This window comes from Bacteroidales bacterium MB20-C3-3, from assembly GCA_035609245.1.
Lineage (GTDB): Bacteria > Bacteroidota > Bacteroidia > Bacteroidales > UBA932 > Bact-08.
In genome coordinates, this window is sequence record CP141202.1 from 857,661 (window position 1) to 876,404 (window position 18,744).

Annotated in this window: 13 protein-coding genes and 1 tRNA gene; 10 read left to right on the forward strand and 4 right to left on the reverse strand. The window is 45.7% G+C overall.

Features of this window, described 5'->3' with window-relative positions:
• The first annotated feature begins 112 nt into the window (after nucleotides 1–112).
• A complete protein-coding gene (locus U5907_03900; protein WRQ33793.1) occupies nucleotides 113–538 on the forward strand; it encodes a hypothetical protein in 426 nt (141 codons plus the stop codon).
• Nucleotides 539–1,381: 843 nt separating this feature from the next.
• Here the strand turns inward: U5907_03900 and U5907_03905 are convergent.
• A complete protein-coding gene (locus U5907_03905; GenBank protein ID WRQ33794.1) occupies nucleotides 1,382–2,842 on the reverse strand; it encodes a RagB/SusD family nutrient uptake outer membrane protein in 1,461 nt (486 codons plus the stop codon).
• Nucleotides 2,843–2,861: 19 nt separating this feature from the next.
• Nucleotides 2,862–5,903 (reverse strand): TonB-dependent receptor, encoded by a 3,042-nt coding sequence (locus tag U5907_03910; protein ID WRQ33795.1) that lies wholly within the window; start codon nucleotides 5,901–5,903, stop codon nucleotides 2,862–2,864.
• A 1,175-nt stretch (nucleotides 5,904–7,078) separates the two neighbouring features.
• Here U5907_03910 and U5907_03915 point away from each other — a divergent pair.
• The 5 genes from U5907_03915 (at nucleotide 7,079) to U5907_03935 (ending at nucleotide 9,482) form a co-directional block, all read left to right on the forward strand.
• Nucleotides 7,079–7,651, forward strand: a complete 573-nt coding sequence (locus U5907_03915) for a hypothetical protein (GenBank protein ID WRQ33796.1) — start codon at nucleotides 7,079–7,081, stop codon at nucleotides 7,649–7,651.
• Nucleotides 7,644–7,922 (forward strand): transcriptional regulator, encoded by a 279-nt coding sequence (locus U5907_03920; protein WRQ33797.1) that lies wholly within the window; start codon nucleotides 7,644–7,646, stop codon nucleotides 7,920–7,922. The genes U5907_03915 and U5907_03920 overlap by 8 nt, the downstream gene beginning before the upstream one ends.
• Before the next feature lie 152 nt (nucleotides 7,923–8,074).
• Nucleotides 8,075–8,755 (forward strand): fibrobacter succinogenes major paralogous domain-containing protein, encoded by a 681-nt coding sequence (locus U5907_03925; GenBank protein ID WRQ33798.1) that lies wholly within the window; start codon nucleotides 8,075–8,077, stop codon nucleotides 8,753–8,755.
• Nucleotides 8,756–8,863: 108 nt separating this feature from the next.
• Nucleotides 8,864–9,073, forward strand: a complete 210-nt coding sequence (locus U5907_03930; GenBank protein WRQ33799.1) for a DUF5320 domain-containing protein — start codon at nucleotides 8,864–8,866, stop codon at nucleotides 9,071–9,073.
• Nucleotides 9,074–9,089: 16 nt separating this feature from the next.
• Entirely contained in the window at nucleotides 9,090–9,482 is a 393-nt protein-coding gene (locus tag U5907_03935; protein ID WRQ33800.1) for a DUF134 domain-containing protein, read from the forward strand.
• Between the two features lie 24 nt (nucleotides 9,483–9,506).
• On the opposite strand, the gene U5907_03940 is transcribed toward U5907_03935, so the two are convergent.
• Entirely contained in the window at nucleotides 9,507–9,773 is a 267-nt protein-coding gene (locus U5907_03940; GenBank protein ID WRQ33801.1) for a hypothetical protein, read from the reverse strand.
• Nucleotides 9,774–10,827: 1,054 nt separating this feature from the next.
• Nucleotides 10,828–10,918: transfer RNA gene (locus tag U5907_03945), tRNA-Ser, on the reverse strand.
• 539 nt (nucleotides 10,919–11,457) lie between these two features.
• Here U5907_03945 and metH point away from each other — a divergent pair.
• From metH to U5907_03965, 4 genes are all read left to right on the forward strand, one after another.
• Nucleotides 11,458–15,234: a methionine synthase gene (gene metH, locus U5907_03950; protein WRQ33802.1), complete on the forward strand. Its 3,777-nt coding sequence runs from the start codon at nucleotides 11,458–11,460 to the stop codon at nucleotides 15,232–15,234.
• 54 nt (nucleotides 15,235–15,288) lie between these two features.
• Nucleotides 15,289–16,203 (forward strand): methylenetetrahydrofolate reductase [NAD(P)H], encoded by a 915-nt coding sequence (gene metF, locus U5907_03955; protein ID WRQ33803.1) that lies wholly within the window; start codon nucleotides 15,289–15,291, stop codon nucleotides 16,201–16,203.
• A 77-nt stretch (nucleotides 16,204–16,280) separates the two neighbouring features.
• The gene (gene ahcY, locus U5907_03960) at nucleotides 16,281–17,684 is read left to right on the forward strand and encodes an adenosylhomocysteinase (GenBank protein WRQ33804.1); all 1,404 of its coding nucleotides are present in this window, start codon (nucleotides 16,281–16,283) and stop codon (nucleotides 17,682–17,684) included.
• A 16-nt stretch (nucleotides 17,685–17,700) separates the two neighbouring features.
• Nucleotides 17,701–18,741 carry a sugar phosphate nucleotidyltransferase gene (locus U5907_03965; GenBank protein WRQ33805.1) on the forward strand — a complete coding sequence of 347 codons (1,041 nt, stop codon included), beginning with the start codon at nucleotides 17,701–17,703 and terminating at the stop codon, nucleotides 18,739–18,741.
• The last annotated feature ends 3 nt before the right edge of the window (nucleotides 18,742–18,744 follow it).

The window sequence follows — 18,744 nt, forward strand, 5'->3', positions numbered from 1 at the left end:
AAGATGGAGCCGACCGGCTATTTTCATGAGAGCGATTGAGTACTGAAAATCAGACATTAAAATTAATAATATTATTTTATCAATTTGCTATATTTAAAATAAATTTCATTTTATGCTCATTCGTGTTACATCTAAACTTTTGACCATTTCCAGAATTAGTGCTGAAAGGTGCGATTCGCTGCCGGCTGAGGGGTTCCCGGGCGAGTGGTACGCAAATCTGTATCCTGCTTTTCAGGCCGATACGGATTGTACTATTTATGCCACTTCAAGCCGAAGTCTTCTTGCTGTGATGTCTCAGATGGGGATTAGTATTGAGAGCGCATTCTGGGACTTGCGCGACTCTGTTGGCTGGGACCCTGACTGGGATCCCGCCGATTCAGATTTTGTTTCTCTTGAAAACCGATATCTTGACTATCTCATTGGTGGCCAGACAGCTAAACAACGCGGGGAAATGTATGTTAGCGCCAGAGAGCTGCTTGAGCACCTTGCCGTGCCCGGACACCTTGCCGGGCACCTTGCCACAGTTTTTGGCAAGTGATTATATATCTGATATTTGAGAAGAGCATTTTCTTGACAGCATCTTCGTTTTGCAAAAAATGGTTGCAGCAAATAGCTCTATATCTGATACTTGCCAAAAACTGTGACAAGGTCTCTCGGCCGGGCTGCACAAGTTATTTCCCGCAGCGGAAGGGCGGGTTATTTCCCGCTCATTTCGCAAGCCCTTTATGGGCTTGAGGCGCGCGGGAATAACCCGGGCTGCGAGAATAACTTCAGGGCAGGTGGCTGTAACTTATTGAATTTTTGGTTATTGACACTTTAACCGAGGGGTCACCCCTCGGATTAAGTGTTAATGCATTGAAATACACTTCATAGCAGCGACACGGGGAACTAAGGTTTTTCTGCCGAACGGCTGGACACGGCGGGGCACAACTTAAACCGGACGGGAACCGGCCGTATAAACTGCGAAGCACCTTTTAGACTTGGCGGGAGGCGGTGAATTGGCGGGAGGCGGTGAGGTTTGACAGGGATATTTGTTTATCTAACAGTATGTTAGGTGTTTAAAAATTAGGTTTTTAAAAAGTTTTTCAAAAAGCGATTTGCAATCACATGTTTTCTAAGCACATAAACGAATATCACTGTCAACCCGTGCCGGGCGTGAGGCTTGGCGGTTAACCGCCATCCCGGCTTTATGTTAGCCATTCGGCAGAAGACACCTTGCCACAGTTTTTGGCAGGTAGCTAACTAACTGCAAGTTGCAAAAATCGATTCTTTAAACACCTAAATTTCTGCTACTTGCAAAAAACTGCGGCAAGGTGTCTCCCGGGCGGGGCGCTCGCCGGGCGCCAAGCCGGGCGGGGGCCAGGAGCCGGGGCCGCGCCGGTTACTCAGTATACCCCGGATTTTGCTGGAGCTCGGGGTAGATTTTGCGTTCGGTGTGTGAGATTGGAAGGACTATTTTGTTGAAGTTCCAGTCGATGGTGCCGGGGCAGCCTGCCGATTGGGCGAAGTTGTGGCCGTCGCCGTCAAGGCGGGTTATGGATTTGCCCAGGCGCATCTGGTCAAAGAATCGGTGTCCCTCTCCTATAAACTCTTTGCGGCGCTCAATCTGGATGAGGTCGTCTGTGGCGGTGACTTTGGTCACGGCCGGATTAGCGCGTTTGCGGATCACATCAAGGTAGTTGCTTGCGGCGGTTGCTCCGGCACTCCCTTTGAGGGCTCCCTCGGCAGCAATCAGGTATGCCTCTGATAGTCTGAGGAGTTTAGGGTTGTTAAGCCTGAAGTTTGTTCCTCCGTTGCCCGGGAACTTGTTTAGCCAGGCTTTCGGTTTGTCGTATTGTGAGTCGTATCTGACAAACTGGGCGCGGATGTCGGCAGGGTCGGCCTCAATAATGTTTATCCAGGCAACGGTCGGGATAAGGGAGGCTCCGGCCGATGGGGCTCCGTGCCACAGGTTGTGCCAGTATGAGGCATATCCGCCGTCGGCATCTATATTGGATTGGGCCGATACAAATAGCTCCAGCAGGGTCTCTGGTGCGCCGGTCTCTTTCCAGTAGTTTATGTACTGGTCGCGGGTTGCGAGGGCGTATGGTGATTGGTCAATAACCTCTTTTGCTGCGTTGTGTGCATTATCCCACTCGCCTTTGTAGAGGAATACCCTTGCCTGGAGGAGTTTTGCTGCCCAGTAGTTGAAGTGTCCGGTATTCTTGGATTTTGAGAGGAGCGGAAGTGCTGTTGTAAGGTCCTGCAACACTTGTGTGTATGTTTGGGCTACGGTACTTCTAGGGAGTTTGGAGTTTGACGGGGCCAGGATCTCGGTAATGAGAACTGCTCCGAGTGATGCTCCGTTGTCTTTCATGTATGGGTATCCGTAGAGCCTTGCAAGGTCAAAGTAAACCAGTGCCCTTACAGCGAGTGCCTGTCCCAGAAAGTCGTTTTTCTTGGCTATGTCTGATGCTGTAGTGGCGTTGAGGTTGCCAATATTTGCAATTAAGGTGTTGCATCTCATTATGGTCTGGTAACATTTTTTCCAGATTTCAAAGTAGGTGTTGCTCTCTGATTCGTATCCGAATGTGTAGATCTGTACCCATCCTGTACTCATTACCCTTGGCTGGATATTGTCACCGCGCTGGTCTCCCATAAGCTGCATAAGGGTTCCGTAATAGTCGGAATATTTCATATCCACATAGAGTCCGTTTACCGCCACTCCTGCGTCGTATATGGTCTTCATTGCTGTCTCGGCTACCACTACATTGGTGGGTCTTGTATCCAGAAAGTCCTGACAGGATCCAAGAGTGAGTATCACTAGCGGAATGAGAATCAGTTGTTTTATTTTATTTTTCATAATTATCATTATTAGTGAGTTATAGTGATATCTCCAATCCAATTGTCACAGTCCTGAGTGCAGGGAATGTGAAGTTGTAGAATCCGTTTGACTGTACCTCAGGGTCAAAATTGAGTCCTGTGAATGTAAGCAGGTTATTGCCTGAGAGGTAGATTCTGGCGTTTGATACCTTCACCGCATCTGTGAGGTGTTTAGGGAAGAGGTATGATATTGTCATATTTTTTAACCTCAGATAGTCTCCCTTTTTAAGGGCTCTGCTTGAGTCGTAGTAACCACCCTGAGTATTTCCGGCTACACGGCGCGGAACATCGGTTATGTCTCCAGGTTTCTGCCATCTGCGGAGCTGCTCTTTAGATGTGTTTTTATATGAGTTGTAACCATCGTCCTCAATGTCGTCAACTGAGTTGTCAAAAACATAGTGTCCGTATTTGTAAGCCCAGCTGAATGCTGCCTGGAATGACTTCCAGCTGAATGAGGCGTTGAATCCGCCGAATCCTTTTGGTATTGCTGTCATTCCCTCCAGAATTGTTGAGGAGGCCTTAGCTCTGGAAACAAGAGTTCTGTCTCTGCTTCCGTCAGGGAGAGTTGCATTTGAGTAGTATTGCGGATTACCTGTTTGCGGGTCAACTCCTGCATACTCTCTTGTGTAGTACTGAACATAAGAGTAGCCGGCTTTCCAGATGTGCGGCCTGCTTACAATCTGCTCACCCTCTGCGGACAGAGAAAGCACTTCGTTGTGAAGTGTTGCCCAGTTGAGGCCGGCTGTAAGGGTCATATCTTTGTTCTTAATAATATCCACATTCACAGCTAGCTCTACTCCTCTGTTTTCCATTGAGCCGATGTTTGTCAGCGCGCTGCCGAATCCTGTTGTGGATGGTACGGTTGCGTTCATCAGCAGGTCTTTTGTTGTTTTATGGTAGTACTCTGCGGTTAGTCCAACCCTGTCAAAGAGTCTGGCGTCCAGACCTATATTCCAGTTGTTGTTCTTCTCCCAGGTGAGATCCTTGTTTGCAAGGTTACTTGGGTAGCCTGCCGCCCCGGTGTCATATATTCCATAGCCGAAAACTGCCATATACCCGTAAAAATCAGAAGGCAGGGTACCGCTGGTTCCGTATGATCCCCTTAGTCTAAGGTCGTTTATCCATTTAACATCTTTTATAAACGCTTCGTTGCTGAGTCTCCAGGAGGCTGCCACAGACCAGAAATTACCCCATCTTTTGTCCGGTCCAAGTCTTGAGGAGCCGTCCCTTCTGAAGGAGCCAGATATATAGTATCTTGTGTCATAGTCATAGTTTGCGCTTGAGACTGCCGATAGCAGGTTGGAGTTGCTTCTGTATGTGTATCCCGATTGGTAGTTTGTTGCCAGGGCCGATTCGGTTGCTCCGTAGTTGGAGAAGTCCATCTTCGCAAGGCGGGTATAGAGGAACTCCTCTTTCTCGGCCTCCCACCCTGCCATGATTGCAAAGTTGTGTTTCTTTATTGATTTGCTATAGTTTGCAATTGTGCTGCTTACTGTCCTTCCCACCATTCTGTATCGGTCCGATGCGTATCCCTGACCGTATGCGGTAAAGTTAATGTGGCCGTAAAGCCAGTGGAACCGGTCGTGCATCTTGAGGTAGTCGTGACTAACTATACTCTTTATTTTAAGATCTTTTGTGATTTCAAGTTCGGCCCAACCCTTTAAAAGGAGTCTGAGCTGATTAGCGTCATTTATCTGGAGATCAAATTGCGGAACAGGATTTACCCTTGTTCCTCCGTCATAGTACTCCATCCAGTATGAGCCATCATCATACTTAAAAGGCCAGCGCGGAGTAAGGTGTACCTTCCAGAGATAGAAGACATTATCCTTTGCCTGTCCATCCTGGTGACCGCTCTGATCCTGGCTTGAATATTGGAATGAACCGCCCACCTTAAGTCGGTTTGACATCTGATGTTCAGCATTAATACTTGCTGTAAGTCTGTCCAGATATTGTATTCTGTTAATACCTTTATCATCTGTGTATGCAACTGATGCAAATACCTTCGATCTCTCATTTCCGCCTGAGACGGATAGTTCATAATTTTGTGAAACTGCTGTTCTGAAGAGCTGCTTCTCCCAATCTTCATAAATCAGGTTAGATTTTCTTGAAGGGTAGTACTTCTCTGTCTGGGCGTTCACATAGTTCTCAAGAGAGCCGTATGACTGCCAGAATACCGGATTGTCCTTTCCATAGTTTGTCCAGGCCTCTCTGGTAAGCATCTCCCCTTCATCCTCTGACACCATTGGGTAGTTATTAACTGCAAAATATGAGACGGCCAGATTACCTTTAAATGTAGTAATCACTCTTCCTGCTTTACCCTTTTTAGTAGTAATCAGAATAACTCCGTTTGATGCCCTTGAGCCATACAGAGATGAGGCCGCAGCATCTTTAAGAACTGTAATTGTCTCTATGTCACCTGGATTCAGAAAATTCATTGAGCTGGTGTACATATTTCCCGAGCCCCAGTCACCGCTGGTTACAGGCACACCATCTATTACATAAAGAGGTTCGTTACCTGCATTGAATGATCCGAATCCCCTGATTCGTATCTCCGGTAGTGATCCGGGCTGTCCCGATTTTTGCGCTATCTGTACTCCGGGTACTGCTCCTACTATTGCCTGTTCAAAACTCACAACAGGGATATCTTTAAAGTTCTCCTGTTTGAGCTGGGTTGCCGAGCCGGAATATGAACCCTTTGTAACTGTTCCGTAGGCTACAACCATCACCTCATCAAGCCCCACCGCCTGCTGAACCAGAATAACATCAACCTCCCCTCTTCCGTTCACGGGCACCTCCTGTGTCTGATACCCTATAAAAGTGAATACAAGTGTTCCTGTTGATGGAACATTGTTAAGTGAGTATATACCTTTAATATCTGTTGCTGTTCCGTGTGAAGTTCCCTTCACCATAACAGAGACATAAGGTACAGGCGTTCCGTCGATCGCATCAGTTACCCTTCCGGTAACTTTAATCTGGGCATAGGAATAGCTGCATAGCGCAGACAGAATCCCCATTAATAGTAGAATCCGCTTAACCATCATTAATGTTTAATTAGTGTGGATTAATAGTTTAGATTAGTTGGAAAAAAAGTGGAGCAAATCTGCAAGTACATTCACAAATTTGAATTCAACATTCAGATTATAACACTCTGAATGCCAGTGTAGCATAGTTAAGTTAAGAAATAGGGTTAATTAAGAGCACATAAAGTTAATAAAACGCAGATATTTTTACAACTTTTTATACAAAAATTATAAAGATTTCCTCCACAAGTCTTTAATCTCCTTATTAATTGAGCATTAGCTAGTTTAATTTTTAAAGAAGCCCCGCGCTCGGGAGGTGGCGCGCAGGGCGGGCCCTGGAGACGGCGCGAGGGGCGGGCGGCGGGCCCGGGGGCCCGAGGGGCCCGAGGGGCACCTTGCCACAGTTTTTTGCAAGTAATTGTTATTCTTGCTCTTACTAATAGCATTTTTTGATAATTTCCATGCTTCTAAAAAAATGATTTCATTAAATACTTCTATATCTGATACTTGCCAAAAACTGTGGCAAGGTCTCTCGGCCGGGGCGGAGCGCGAGCCAGAAGCCGGGGCGCTGGCCGTGGCGGGGCGCTGGAAGCGCGGCGGGGCGCTGGAAGCGGAGCTGCTCAAGTTATTTCCCGCAGCGGAAGGGCGGGTTATTTCCCGCTCATTTCGCAAGCTCTTTAAGGGCTTGCGGCGCGCGGGAATAACCCGGGCTGCGAGAATAACTTCAGGACAGACGGCTGTAACTTGTTGATATTTTGTTTATTAACACTTAATCCGAGGGGTCACCCCTCGGATTAAGTGTTAATGCATTGAAATACATTTCATTGCAGCGACACGGGGAACTAAGTTTTTATGCCGAACGGCTAAACACGGCGAAGCACAACTTAAACCGGCCGGGAATCGGCCGGTTATCTTCCCCGGTTGTTCGTCTGCCCTACCCGCAGCGCTGTAACACGCTGATTACCTAAACATAAGCAATCCACCTGTCAGGTGATCTGACAGGTAGATTGTCTATGCGCTGATAATCTGGGACTTAGAACCGCACGGGTTTCGCAAAAATCATCTGCCGAATGGCTAATACGGGTAGCTCACCAGCTTGAGCATCACCTGCACATATGCGTCGCAGTTGTAAAAAATAAATTTGGTTTATATTATAAACTTATTTATATTTGCAACAACAAAACAACATTGAAATTATGGAAGAGAAAAATTTAACACAAAATGAGAGTCTGGAATTAATTTCCAGAATGATCAAAGAGACTCGGACAAATCTGGAAAAAAATGGTGGCGGAATTTATCTGCTATGGGGCTATTTATGGTTGGTTATTTCGCTGGCAATATATTTTTTGCTGGTGAAGAGCGGTGATTACAGGGTGCAGTGGTTATGGTTTGCCATGCCGATAATTGGCTATCCTTCAATGATATATATGATTAAGAAGAGGGAAAAGGGGGCCGTAACTTTTATCGGTAGAGTGATCGGCTGTGTATGGATAACTATCGGTGTGGCTGCCGGCTTGCTATCACTCTATATGTTCATTGATTACAGCGCATTTCCAATTTTGTTTGTGATGGCTCTTCTTATAAATGTGGGGGTGGCAATCAGCGGGCTTGTGATTAAATTCAAACCTGTTATTATTGCCGGATTTCTGGGTATTGCGCTTAGCTTTGTTATGCTGATGGTCTCAGGTCCCAGTCAGATTCTTGTCTCTGCGGGGTTTGCTGTTATTATGCTGATTATTCCGGGGCATATTCTGAATCGCCATGTTTAAAGAGCTGGACCCCCTACTCCACTCTCAGCTGCGGCTGGCGGTGGTTTCCATTCTGGTTTCGGTGGAGGAGGCCGATTTTGTCTTCCTCCGCGAAAAGACATCGGCAACGGCCGGAAACCTGAGTGTGCAACTGGAAAAACTGAGCGAGGCAGGATATATCTCTATTGAGAAAGGGTTCAGCGGCAAACGCCCCCGGACTACCTGCCGGATTACTGAAACGGGTAGGAAGGCGTTTGAGAATTATGTTGAGGCGCTGAAGAGCTATTTCTAAAATCCACAATTGGTAGTTAAAATAAATATTTTTTATAGATTTGTAAAAGACCTCATTAGAGAATTCCAGAAAGCTTTAAAGCTTGTCACCCTCACAGATCTGTCCAGGCATCGGCATTTACTTGCACTTATTATAAACTAAAATTTAAAATTATGAAAAGACTGATTAAATTTAGCTTTCAGCTATTTTTTGTGTCTGCCTTAGCTATGGCGACATCTTGTGGTGGTGGAAAAACCGGGAATGGTGGCAGCAAAAGTAAATCTGTGGTAATCGGAGAGCAGGAGTGGATGGTGGAAAACCTTAATGTAACCATTTTTAGGGATGGGAGTGAAATTGAGTACATTGAATATGAGGACGACTGGAACGATGTACATAAGGAGAAGAGTCCTGCATTCTGCTACTATGAATTTAATGAGGAGAACGAAAAGATTAGCGGGAAATTATATAACTGGTATGCTGTCTCAGATCCCAGGGGAATTTGTCCGGATGGATGGAGGGTACCTACTGATGCCGACTGGCAGCAACTAATTGAATTTCTTGGCGGAGCAGAATCGGCCTACGACAAAATGAAGTCGACTTCCGGCTGGGATAACGATGACAACGGGACCAACGAAAGTGGTTTTAATGCGAAACCTTCCGGTATAGTTGATATAGTTGGACAATCCGGATTGAAAGGCGTTGGGACTATTTGGTGGGCATCTGATCCTGTGGGTATTAAAAATGCTGCTACCAGGTTAATTTATCCGGGATACCGTTATATTTACACCGATGCGCTATCAAGGGGTCAGGGGCACTCAGTAAGGTGTATTAAGGAGAAAAGCTTAGATAGGTAATTAATATAAAAATAGTAAAAAAAAGGAAGCCTAAGTGAACATATGTTCATTTTAATTTATATCTTTGTGGCACAATTAACATTTATTAATATTATAAAATTTAAAATTATGCCAGGAAGAGACAAAACAGGTCCAATGGGACAAGGTTCAGGAACAGGAAGACAATTGGGCTTTTGCTCAGGTAGTGACACTCCGGGAAACAATGCAGGAAACGGAATGGGTAGAGGATTAGGCAGGCGAGGTGGTCGTGGCCTTGGTGCCGGAAATGGAGCCGGAAGAGGCTTAGGCAGACGAGGCGGGTCCAGAGGCCAGAGTTAATGATTGCGTTTGAAATATGCCAAACAGAAAAAGAGACAGACGAATAACAATGCCTCCCAGGATGGAGGGTTATAAACCATTTGGAATTCCGAGGCGTGAACTCGACAGTGTAACCCTTTTATTTGAAGAGTATGAAGCAATTAAACTTGCTGATTATGAAAATCTCACCCAAGAAGAGGCTGCCTTAAAGATGAATATTTCAAGACCCACATTTACAAGATTATACGACAAGGCCAGAAAAAATATCGCAAAAGCCTTTGTCGAGGGAAAGGTAATATTAATTCAGGGCGGAAACTATATTACTGACAGTAATTGGTATAAATGCCGAGTATGCAATGAAACAATGAACTCGACCAAAAGCGAAGATCACTGTATTAACTGCGATTCAGAAAATTTAGATAAATTCTGATTTTATAAATCAGCATTTCTAAAATCAGTACTTAACAAAACTATATTTCTCCCTTAACTCCTGTTTCTCTTCAGTGGTTAATGTGGAGAAATATCCTTTCCATCCGGGGCAGAAGTTGATGTGCCAACGCCAGAATCTACCGATAAATGATTTAGGATTATTGTCATACTTAGCTCTCATCGGGCACTCTTCAAATGTAGAAAGAGGGAGACCTTGCCACAGTTTTTGGCAAGTTATTGTATTTCTTATGTTTGCGAAGAGAATTTTCTTGACAGCATCTTCGTTTTTCAAAAAATGACTGCAGCAAATAGCTCTAAACTTGATACTTGCCAAAAACTGTGGCAAGGTGCCGGAGCTGAAGTTATTTCCCGCTCATTTCGCTAGCTCTTTGCGGGCTTGCGGCGCGCGGGAATAACCCGGGCTGCGAGAATAACTTCAGGTGAGAAAGAGAGACCCCGGTGAATATCAGGATAGTCAGGCAGCTGTAACTTGTTGTTTTTTGTTAATTGACACTTTAACCGAGGGGTGACCCGTCGGATGGAGTGTTAATGCATTGAATTACACTTCATTGCAGCGACACGGGGATTGAAGATTTTTCTGCCGGATGGCTAAACCGGCGGAGCACCGCTTAAACCGGCCAGGAACCGGCCGTATAAACTGCGAAGCACCTTATAAATTTGGCGGATGATGTGTCGGAAGGAGGTGAAGTGGTAGACCCGTGCGGCTGTATCTAGCTTACTGAGTGCGCGTTAACACTTAATCCCGCGGATGATCCGCGGGATTAAGTGTTAACTTGAAGATATACTGTGAGTTATAGCGGTGCGGATATATAGTTTACTAATGGTCTTTGATGTGGGAAACTTTAGGGGTTGAGTGGGATATTCGTTTATCTCACAGATAATTAGATAGTTAAAATTTAGTTTTTTAAAAAGTTTTTGAAAATATGATTTGCAATTACTTGTTTTCTAGTACTATAAACGAATATCCCTGTCAACCCAATTTCTCTTTTGTCTCTGCTCCGGAGGAATTCTGCTGCCGGGAGGAGGCATTTATATGGTGCCGGGCGGGAGGCCTGGCGGTTAACCGCCCGCCCGGCTTTATGTTAGCCATTCGGCAGATAATTCTGGGAGACTGGTGCGGGTCGGAACAGACGCGCGTGTATAGAGTATGCAACGGGCTCGGGGATTGCCTCGCAAAGCGAGGCGTTCCCCAAAGGTGGGAGCCTAAAACTAGCAAAATCCAACTGCCATAGGCAGTTTAACCAAAAAACAGACCGCCTTCAAGCTAGCTTGAGGCGGTTCTTTCTTTTTTGGTTATTACCACTTCGTGGTGGGTTTTGTCTATTTGGCGGAGAGAGGGGGATTCGAACCCCCGATACCCTTTTGGGGTATACGCGCTTTCCAGGCGGGCCAGTTCAACCACTCCTGCATCTCTCCAGTTTTGCGGTCCGGGGGTGCAAAGATATAATTTTTTAATTAATGTTGGTTGTGGCGAGCCCGAATGTTGGGGTTAGTGCTTCAAGCTAATGCTTAGTGTAGTCTCTGAGGTTAGTGGTTAAGGCAGGTGAGGCGTTCGCACTCGCATCGGTTGTGGGCACGGGCGAGAGCTTCGTTGATGGTTTGTTGGGCAAATGGTGGAGGTGGGGTTCCTTCATGAAGGATTGGCTCACCGGGTCCGGGGTTGTTTAGGGTGGTAATGTTTGAATAGCAAACGGAGCAAAGAACTTCTGCATTGTTTAGGTTGTTGCCGCCATCTCTTTTAATGTGGTGTACAACCAAATTGTGGTTACTGTTGCATCGTGCCATACGAGTGTAGTTTTAAAGGGGTTTGTGTAAATATAATATATTATATTTTTATGTAAAAGTGAGGCGGGAAAAATGTGGTGAATGGTTGAGTTGATGATTGATTATTTGAGTAATTTTGCGGATAATATTTGTATTGTGTTATTTATATAGTGTTATCTGGATTGAATATTATGGACAGGTCAAAATATAATTTGGTTGTAGGGTTACTGAATAAGAAAATTCTTGTGCTGGATGGTGCAATGGGTACAATGATTCAGCGCAGAGGTCTTACTGAGGAGGATTACAGAGGTGAGCGTTTTGCCAAATACGACCGGTCGCTGAAGGGGAATAATGATTTGCTGTCCATTACAAGGGCTGATGTGATTGCCGATATCCACCGGGAGTATTTTGAGGCTGGTGCGGATATAGTTTCCACTAATACTTTTAACGCTAATGCAATCTCTATGGCCGATTACGGGATGGAGGGGCTTGTCTATGAGCTTAATTTTGCCGGTGCTGAACTTGCTGCAAAGGTGGCAAAGGAGTTTGGAGGTAAACTGGTGGCGGGTTCAATGGGGCCGACAAACAGGACGGCAAGCATGTCGGCTGATGTAAATGACCCTGGTTCAAGGGGGGTAACCTTTGATGAGCTGGCGGAGGCATATGCAGAGCAGGCTCGGGGTTTGATTGATGGTGGGGTTGATATTTTGCTTGTGGAGACAGTTTTTGATACTTTAAATGCAAAAGCTGCTCTTTTTGGAATTGACAAAGTTTTTCTGGAAAAAGATATTTTTTTACCTGTAATGGTGTCCGGAACAATTACTGATGCAAGTGGAAGAACACTTACAGGACAGACTCTTGAGGCATTTCTGGTGAGTATTTCTCATTTTCCACTGCTGAGTACCGGACTCAATTGTGCACTTGGGGCGGAGCAGCTGAGGCCGTTTATCAGGGAGATTAGCGAGAAGTCGCCCTTTTTTGTGTCGGCGCACCCAAATGCGGGGTTGCCAAATGAATTTGGTGGCTATGATCAGAGTGCAGCCTACATGGCCTCTATTGCTGAAGATTTTGTGAAGAGTGGGTGGATTAATATTATAGGGGGGTGCTGCGGTACTACTCCTGACCATATACGGGAGATTGCAAAGGTTGCAGCCCGATACTCTCCCAGGGTGGTTCCTGAACTGCCTCCTGTCACAAGGCTGAGTGGGCTTGAGGTGCTTGAGATCAGGCCGGAGAGCAATTTTATAAATGTTGGTGAGCGGACAAATGTGTCGGGCTCTAAGAAGTTTGCCCGTCTTATAAGGGAGGAGAAGTATTCTGAGGCGCTTGCTGTGGCAAGGGAGCAGGTAGAGGGTGGTGCACAGGTGATTGATATCTGCATGGATGAGGCGATGCTTGACTCTGAGAGGGCAATGGTGAAGTTTGTAAATCTTATTATGTCTGAACCGGATATCTCAAGGCTTCCGCTGATGCTTGACTCATCAAGGTGGGAGGTACTTGAGAGTGGTCTTAAATGTGTTCAGGGTAAGAGCGTTGTCAATTCTATAAGTTTGAAGGAGGGTGAGGAGCTGTTTCTGGAAAGGGCAAATCTGATAAGGAGATATGGTGCATCGGCAGTAGTAATGCTGTTTGATGAGAGGGGCCAAGCCGATACATTTGAGAGGCGCAAGGAGGTGGCGGAGAGGAGCTACAGATTGCTGGTTGACAAAATTGGATTTCCTCCTGAGGATATAATTTTTGACCCAAATGTTCTCGCAATAGCTACTGGTATTGAGGAGCACTCAAATTATGCAGTTGATTTTATTAAAACAACGGCCTGGATTAAGGATAACCTCCCCTTCGCAAAGGTGAGCGGTGGTATAAGCAACCTCTCTTTTTCATTCAGAGGAATGGACAGGATTAGGGAGGCGATGCATTCGGTCTTCCTGTATCACGCTATAAAGGCGGGCCTGGATATGGGAATTGTTAATCCCGGTATGCTTCAGGTTTACAGTGAGATTCCTGATGATCTTCTAAAACTCACAGAGGATGTGGTCTTGAACAGGCGCAAGGATGCGACAGAGAGACTTATCAGATATGCAGAAATGAGCAAGGATGAGGCGGGAGCTGAAATGGGTGTAAAAAAATCTGACTGGCGTGACCTCCCGGTTGTTGAAAGGGTCAGACACTCCCTTGTAAAGGGGATTGATGATCATATTGATGAGGATATTCTTGAGGCGAGGACTCTCTTTTCCAGAAGTATTGAGGTTATTGAGGGGCCGCTGATGGGGGGAATGAACGAGGTTGGAGATCTCTTTGGTGCGGGAAAAATGTTTCTTCCTCAGGTTGTAAAGAGTGCAAGGGTTATGAAGAGGGCTGTTGCTGTCTTAGAGCCATACATCCAGAAGGAGAGCAGAGAGGGAGAATCAAGAAGTGCAGGAAAGTTGCTTCTTGCAACAGTTAAAGGTGATGTGCACGATATTGGAAAGAATATTGTTAGCGTTGTACTCTCTTGTAATAATTATGAAATTGTTGATCTGGGGGTTATGGTCCCTGCAGAGAAGATAATTGAGAGGGCATTAGAGGTTGGGGCCGATGCAATTGGTCTGAGCGGACTTATAACCCCATCTCTTGAGGAGATGGTAAATGTGGCTCAGGAGCTGGAGCGAAGAGAGATAAAGCTTCCTCTTCTTGTTGGGGGGGCAACCACCTCTGAGGTTCACGCAGCTGTGAAGATTGCTACTAAATACTCGGGGTCAGTTGTGCATGTTAAAGATGCATCAAAGGCTGCCGGGGTGCTCTCCTCTTTGCTGGGGAACTCCTCTTCTGACTATATTTCAGAGATGAGAAGGAGATATGAAATTATAAGGGAGCAGCATAGTTCATCGGCAAAAAAAGATAATTACATCTCTTTAGAGAGTGCTCGGGCAAACAAATTTATATGGGATGGATGGGTTGCCCCACCACCTGCAAAACATGGTCTTCAGGAGTTCCATGATATTGATTTTGACTCTGTCGTAAAGTATATTGACTGGACATTCTTCTTTTTTGCATGGAAGATGAGTGGTCGTTATCCTGCAATCCTGGAAGATCCGGTTAAAGGGGCTGAAGCAAAAAAACTTATGGCAGATGCACTTATCTATCTGGAGGAGATGAAACATAAAAACCTTGTCTCTATAGATGGTGTATGTGGTGTCTTCCAAGCCGTTTCTCTGGGTGATGACATAGAGGTGTGGCCGGCTGATGCCGGCAGCAGTGCGGGCCGCGAGGCCGCCGCTGCCGCGGCCGCCTCCGGCCTCCGCGTGGGCGCGGCCTCCGGCCCCGCCCCGCTCCGCCTCTGCTTCCTGCGGAATCAGGAGAAGAAGCAAGATGCCCCTAACCTATCTCTTGCAGACTTTATCGCTCCTGCCCGGAGCGAGGGCCAGGCAGCCGGTGGTGCCCCCGGCACCACCGGCCGCCTGGCCGCACCTGCCCGCCTGGCCGCACCGGACCACCTTGGTGCATTTGTTGTTACAGCCAGATTGGATGAGCAGAGGTGCGCAGCTTACAAAGAGGATGACTACGCATCAATAATGATAAAAATTCTGGCAGATCGTCTGGCCGAGGCGGCGGCTGAGTGGATTCATCACAAAATGAGATCTGAAATATGGGGATTTTCCCCTTCAGAAAGTCTCTCGTTGGAGCAGATGTTTAAAGCCGATTATCAGGGAATAAGGCCTGCTCCCGGGTACCCGGCATGTCCTGAACATACAGAGAAGGGAAAACTCTTCTCTCTTCTTGAAGCTCAGAAGCGTATAGGTGTTTCTCTTACAGAGAGCTTCACAATGGTTCCCGCTGCCTCTGTAAGTGCATATGTATTTGCACATCCTAAATCGGCCTACTTTAATGTAGGAAAAATTGGTGATGATCAGTTGCATGATTACGCAAACAGAAAGGGGATGACTCCGGAGGAGGCTGCAATCTGGCTTACCCCCAATATGAATAACTGATTAATGATAGTCTCCCGATATTTATTATATTTAAAGTTCATACTTAGTTAAAAAATGACAGTAATAGAGAAAATTAAGAGCTCAAAGAGCCCCCTTTTTACATTTGAGTTGCTGCCTCCGCTTAAGGGGCACAGTATTGAGAAGGTATATGCAACCATTGAGACTCTTCTCGATTTTAACCCCGCCTATATCAACTTTACATCTCACAGAAACGAAGTGCAATATTTTGAGCACCCGGACGGTACTCTTGAAAAGAGGACATCGCGTCTCCGCCCCGGCACAATTGCGCTTGCAGCGGCAGTTAAATACAAATACAATATTACTGTTGTTCCGCACCTCCTTTGTGGTGGATTTACCCGTGAAGAGACTGAGAATGCATTAATTGAGATGTCGTTTCTGGGTATTGAGGATGTTTTTGCTCTGAGGGGAGACCCTCCTAAAGGGAGCAGAAGTTTTATCCCTGAAAAGGGGGGCAATAACTATGCTTCAGATTTAGTAAAACAAATAAACGAAATGGCCGGGAGCCGATTTTGCACAGGAGTTGCTGGTTATCCTGAGAAACACTTTGAAGCTCCAAATCTTGAGATTGATATGGAGAACCTTAAGAAAAAGGTAGATGAGGGGGCGCACTACATTGCAACTCAAATGTTCTTTGATAACTCTGCATTTTTCCGCTTTAGGGACAATTGCCGTAAGGCCGGAATTGAAGTTCCGATTATTGCCGGAATCAAACCAATATCGGCAATGAATGATATAAAACTGCTCCCTCAGACTTTTCATATTGATATCCCTGCAGATCTGTACAATGCAGTTAATAAATGCAATTCTGATGAAGAGGTTCGTGAAGTGGGAATTGAGTGGACCACAATGCAGTCCCGGGAACTTATAAAAGAGGGTGTTCCCGGTATTCACTACTATACACTTGGCAGGGCAGACAATATTGCCAGAATTGTCAAAGCCTCATTCTAGAATCAGCAATTCAGGAAATAATTCAGGAAAAAATTCAAGAAAAAATTACAATAAACATAAATAAGAGCAATTTTAACATGAGAGCAAAAGAGTATAAAGTAGCCGATATCTCCCTTGCGGAGTTTGGCAGAAAAGAGATAGAGATAGCAGAAAAGGAGATGCCGGGCTTGATGGCTGTAAGAAAAAAATTCGGCAAATCTAAGCCTCTTGCAGGTGCCAGGGTGATGGGTTCTCTCCATATGACAATACAAACTGCTGTTCTAATTGAGACACTTAATGAGCTTGGAGCAGATGTACGCTGGTGCAGCTGTAATATTTACTCCACCCAGGATCACGCAGCTGCTGCAATTGCAGAGGCAGGAACTCCTGTTTTTGCCTGGAAGGGTGAGACTCTTGAGGAGTACTGGTGGTGTACAGAGAGGGCTCTCGACTTTGGAAATGGTCTTGGTCCAAATCTTATTGTTGATGACGGAGGGGATGCAACTCTTATGATACACAGAGGGTACGATGCAGAGAGCAACGCCTCTGTACTTGATGGCAAAGCCGATACTCAGGATGAGCAGGAGCTTAACAAAATCCTTAAAAAAATTCTTGCTGATACTCCAAAGAGATGGAGTGCAATTGCCCCTGAAATTAAAGGGGTATCTGAAGAGACAACAACCGGCGTGCACAGACTATACCAGATGCTGGAGCAGGGGAAACTTCTCTTCCCTGCATTTAATGTAAATGACTCTGTAACAAAATCAAAATTTGACAACCTTTATGGATGCCGTGAATCGCTTGCTGATGGGATCAAAAGGGCTACAGATGTAATGATTGCAGGTAAGGTTGTTGTAGTGTGCGGATATGGTGATGTGGGAAAGGGTTGTGCCCGGTCTATGAAGGGTTACGGGGCAAGGGTTATTGTTACAGAAATTGACCCTATTTGTGCTCTTCAGGCTGCAATGGAGGGTTTTGAGGTTAAAAGAGTTGAGGATACACTCTCTGAAGGGAATATTTTTGTCACTACTACCGGAAACAAGGATATAATCACTGCCGAACATATGGCAGGGATGAAGGATCAGGCAATTGTCTGCAATATCGGCCACTTTGATGACGAGATTCAGGTTGCCCGCCTTGAGCAGTGGCCTGGTATCAAGCGCCTGAACATCAAACCTCAGGTTGATAAATATACATACCCGGATGGTCACTCAATTTTTCTGCTTGCTCAGGGAAGGCTTGTGAACCTTGGTTGTGCCACCGGCCACCCATCGTTTGTTATGAGTAATTCATTTACAAACCAAACGCTTGCACAAATTGAACTTTGGTCTAAAAAATATGAGCTTGGTGTATATATGCTTCCTAAACATCTTGATGAGGAGGTGGCTCGCCTGCACCTGGAGCAACTTGGAGTTAAACTCACAGTACTAACTCAGGATCAGGCTGCCTATATAGGTGTTCCTGTGGATGGACCATTCAAGCCCGAGCATTACAGATACTAATCATTTATTAATGATTATGGACATTACTGTTCTGATAATGGCAGGCGGCTCAGGGGAGCGTTTCTGGCCGCTTAGCACAAAAGAGAGGCCCAAACAGCTTCTTAAACTCGTTGACCAGGAGAGGAGTCTGATCAGGATGACTGTTGACAGAATCCTCCCTTTGGTCTCTGCGGAAAGAGTATTCATTGCTACAAATGCCATTCAGGCCGAGGGGGTTCTTGAAGAGCTTCCTATGATTGATCCAAAAAACATTATAATTGAACCCGCTTTCAGGGACACAGCTGCCGCTGTGGGATTCGGTTGTGTTGTTATTAGAGAGAGATTTCCCGGTTCAACTATGATAGTACTTGCATCGGACCATCTGATAAAGGATGAGGAGGGTTTCAGAGAGGCTCTCTCTGTTGCTGTAGGGATTGCCGATAGCAGGATTGTGACTCTCGGCATAAAACCAACCCATCCGGAGACCGGCTACGGATATCTTGAGTGCGGAGAGCTTTTACAGGGTCAACCCGCCAGAGTTTTGAGATTTTGTGAGAAACCCGCTCTGGAAGTTGCTGAGAGTTACCTTGAAAGTGGTAGATTTTTGTGGAATAGCGGAATGTTTATCTTCCGGATTGAGACAATGATGAATGCCTTTAAAAAGCATCTTCCCGGACACTCAAACACATTGGAGAAAATTTCACAACTCCGGAAACAGAGCTCCATCTCGCCTGAATTTTATACTCAGTCGCTCAGGGAGCTTTTTGAAGAGTTTGTTAAGATCTCGCTGGATTTTGGGATAATGGAGAGGTTTGAGGAGACTTGGGTCATCCCTGTTGATATTGGATGGAATGATATTGGTTCATTCCCTGCCCTTGCGGAGGTTTTTGAGGCTAATCAGAACGGAACAATTTCAAGGGGTGCTGAGCTCAGGGAGTATAACTCATTCAATAATATAGTTATATCGGAAAAGCGTGTAGCCCTTCTGGGAGTTAAGGATCTTGTGGTGGTTGAGACCGATGATGCTCTGCTTATTTGCAGTAAAGAGGAGGCTCAGAATATTAAGAAGATCCTTTAAAAG

What these genes read in the sequence shown, in the direction of transcription:
- metH (WRQ33802.1), top strand. Translation starts at nt 11,458, where the DNA reads ATGGACAGGTCAAAATATAATTTGGTTGTAGGGTTACTGAATAAGAAA.
- U5907_03930 (WRQ33799.1), top strand. Translation starts at nt 8,864, where the DNA reads ATGCCAGGAAGAGACAAAACAGGTCCAATGGGACAAGGTTCAGGAACA.
- U5907_03965 (WRQ33805.1), top strand. Translation starts at nt 17,701, where the DNA reads ATGGACATTACTGTTCTGATAATGGCAGGCGGCTCAGGGGAGCGTTTC.
- U5907_03910 (WRQ33795.1), bottom strand. Translation starts at nt 5,903, where the DNA reads ATGATGGTTAAGCGGATTCTACTATTAATGGGGATTCTGTCTGCGCTA.
- U5907_03900 (WRQ33793.1), top strand. Translation starts at nt 113, where the DNA reads ATGCTCATTCGTGTTACATCTAAACTTTTGACCATTTCCAGAATTAGT.
- U5907_03925 (WRQ33798.1), top strand. Translation starts at nt 8,075, where the DNA reads ATGAAAAGACTGATTAAATTTAGCTTTCAGCTATTTTTTGTGTCTGCC.
- U5907_03935 (WRQ33800.1), top strand. Translation starts at nt 9,090, where the DNA reads ATGCCAAACAGAAAAAGAGACAGACGAATAACAATGCCTCCCAGGATG.
- U5907_03905 (WRQ33794.1), bottom strand. Translation starts at nt 2,842, where the DNA reads ATGAAAAATAAAATAAAACAACTGATTCTCATTCCGCTAGTGATACTC.
- ahcY (WRQ33804.1), top strand. Translation starts at nt 16,281, where the DNA reads ATGAGAGCAAAAGAGTATAAAGTAGCCGATATCTCCCTTGCGGAGTTT.
- metF (WRQ33803.1), top strand. Translation starts at nt 15,289, where the DNA reads ATGACAGTAATAGAGAAAATTAAGAGCTCAAAGAGCCCCCTTTTTACA.
- U5907_03915 (WRQ33796.1), top strand. Translation starts at nt 7,079, where the DNA reads ATGGAAGAGAAAAATTTAACACAAAATGAGAGTCTGGAATTAATTTCC.
- U5907_03920 (WRQ33797.1), top strand. Translation starts at nt 7,644, where the DNA reads ATGTTTAAAGAGCTGGACCCCCTACTCCACTCTCAGCTGCGGCTGGCG.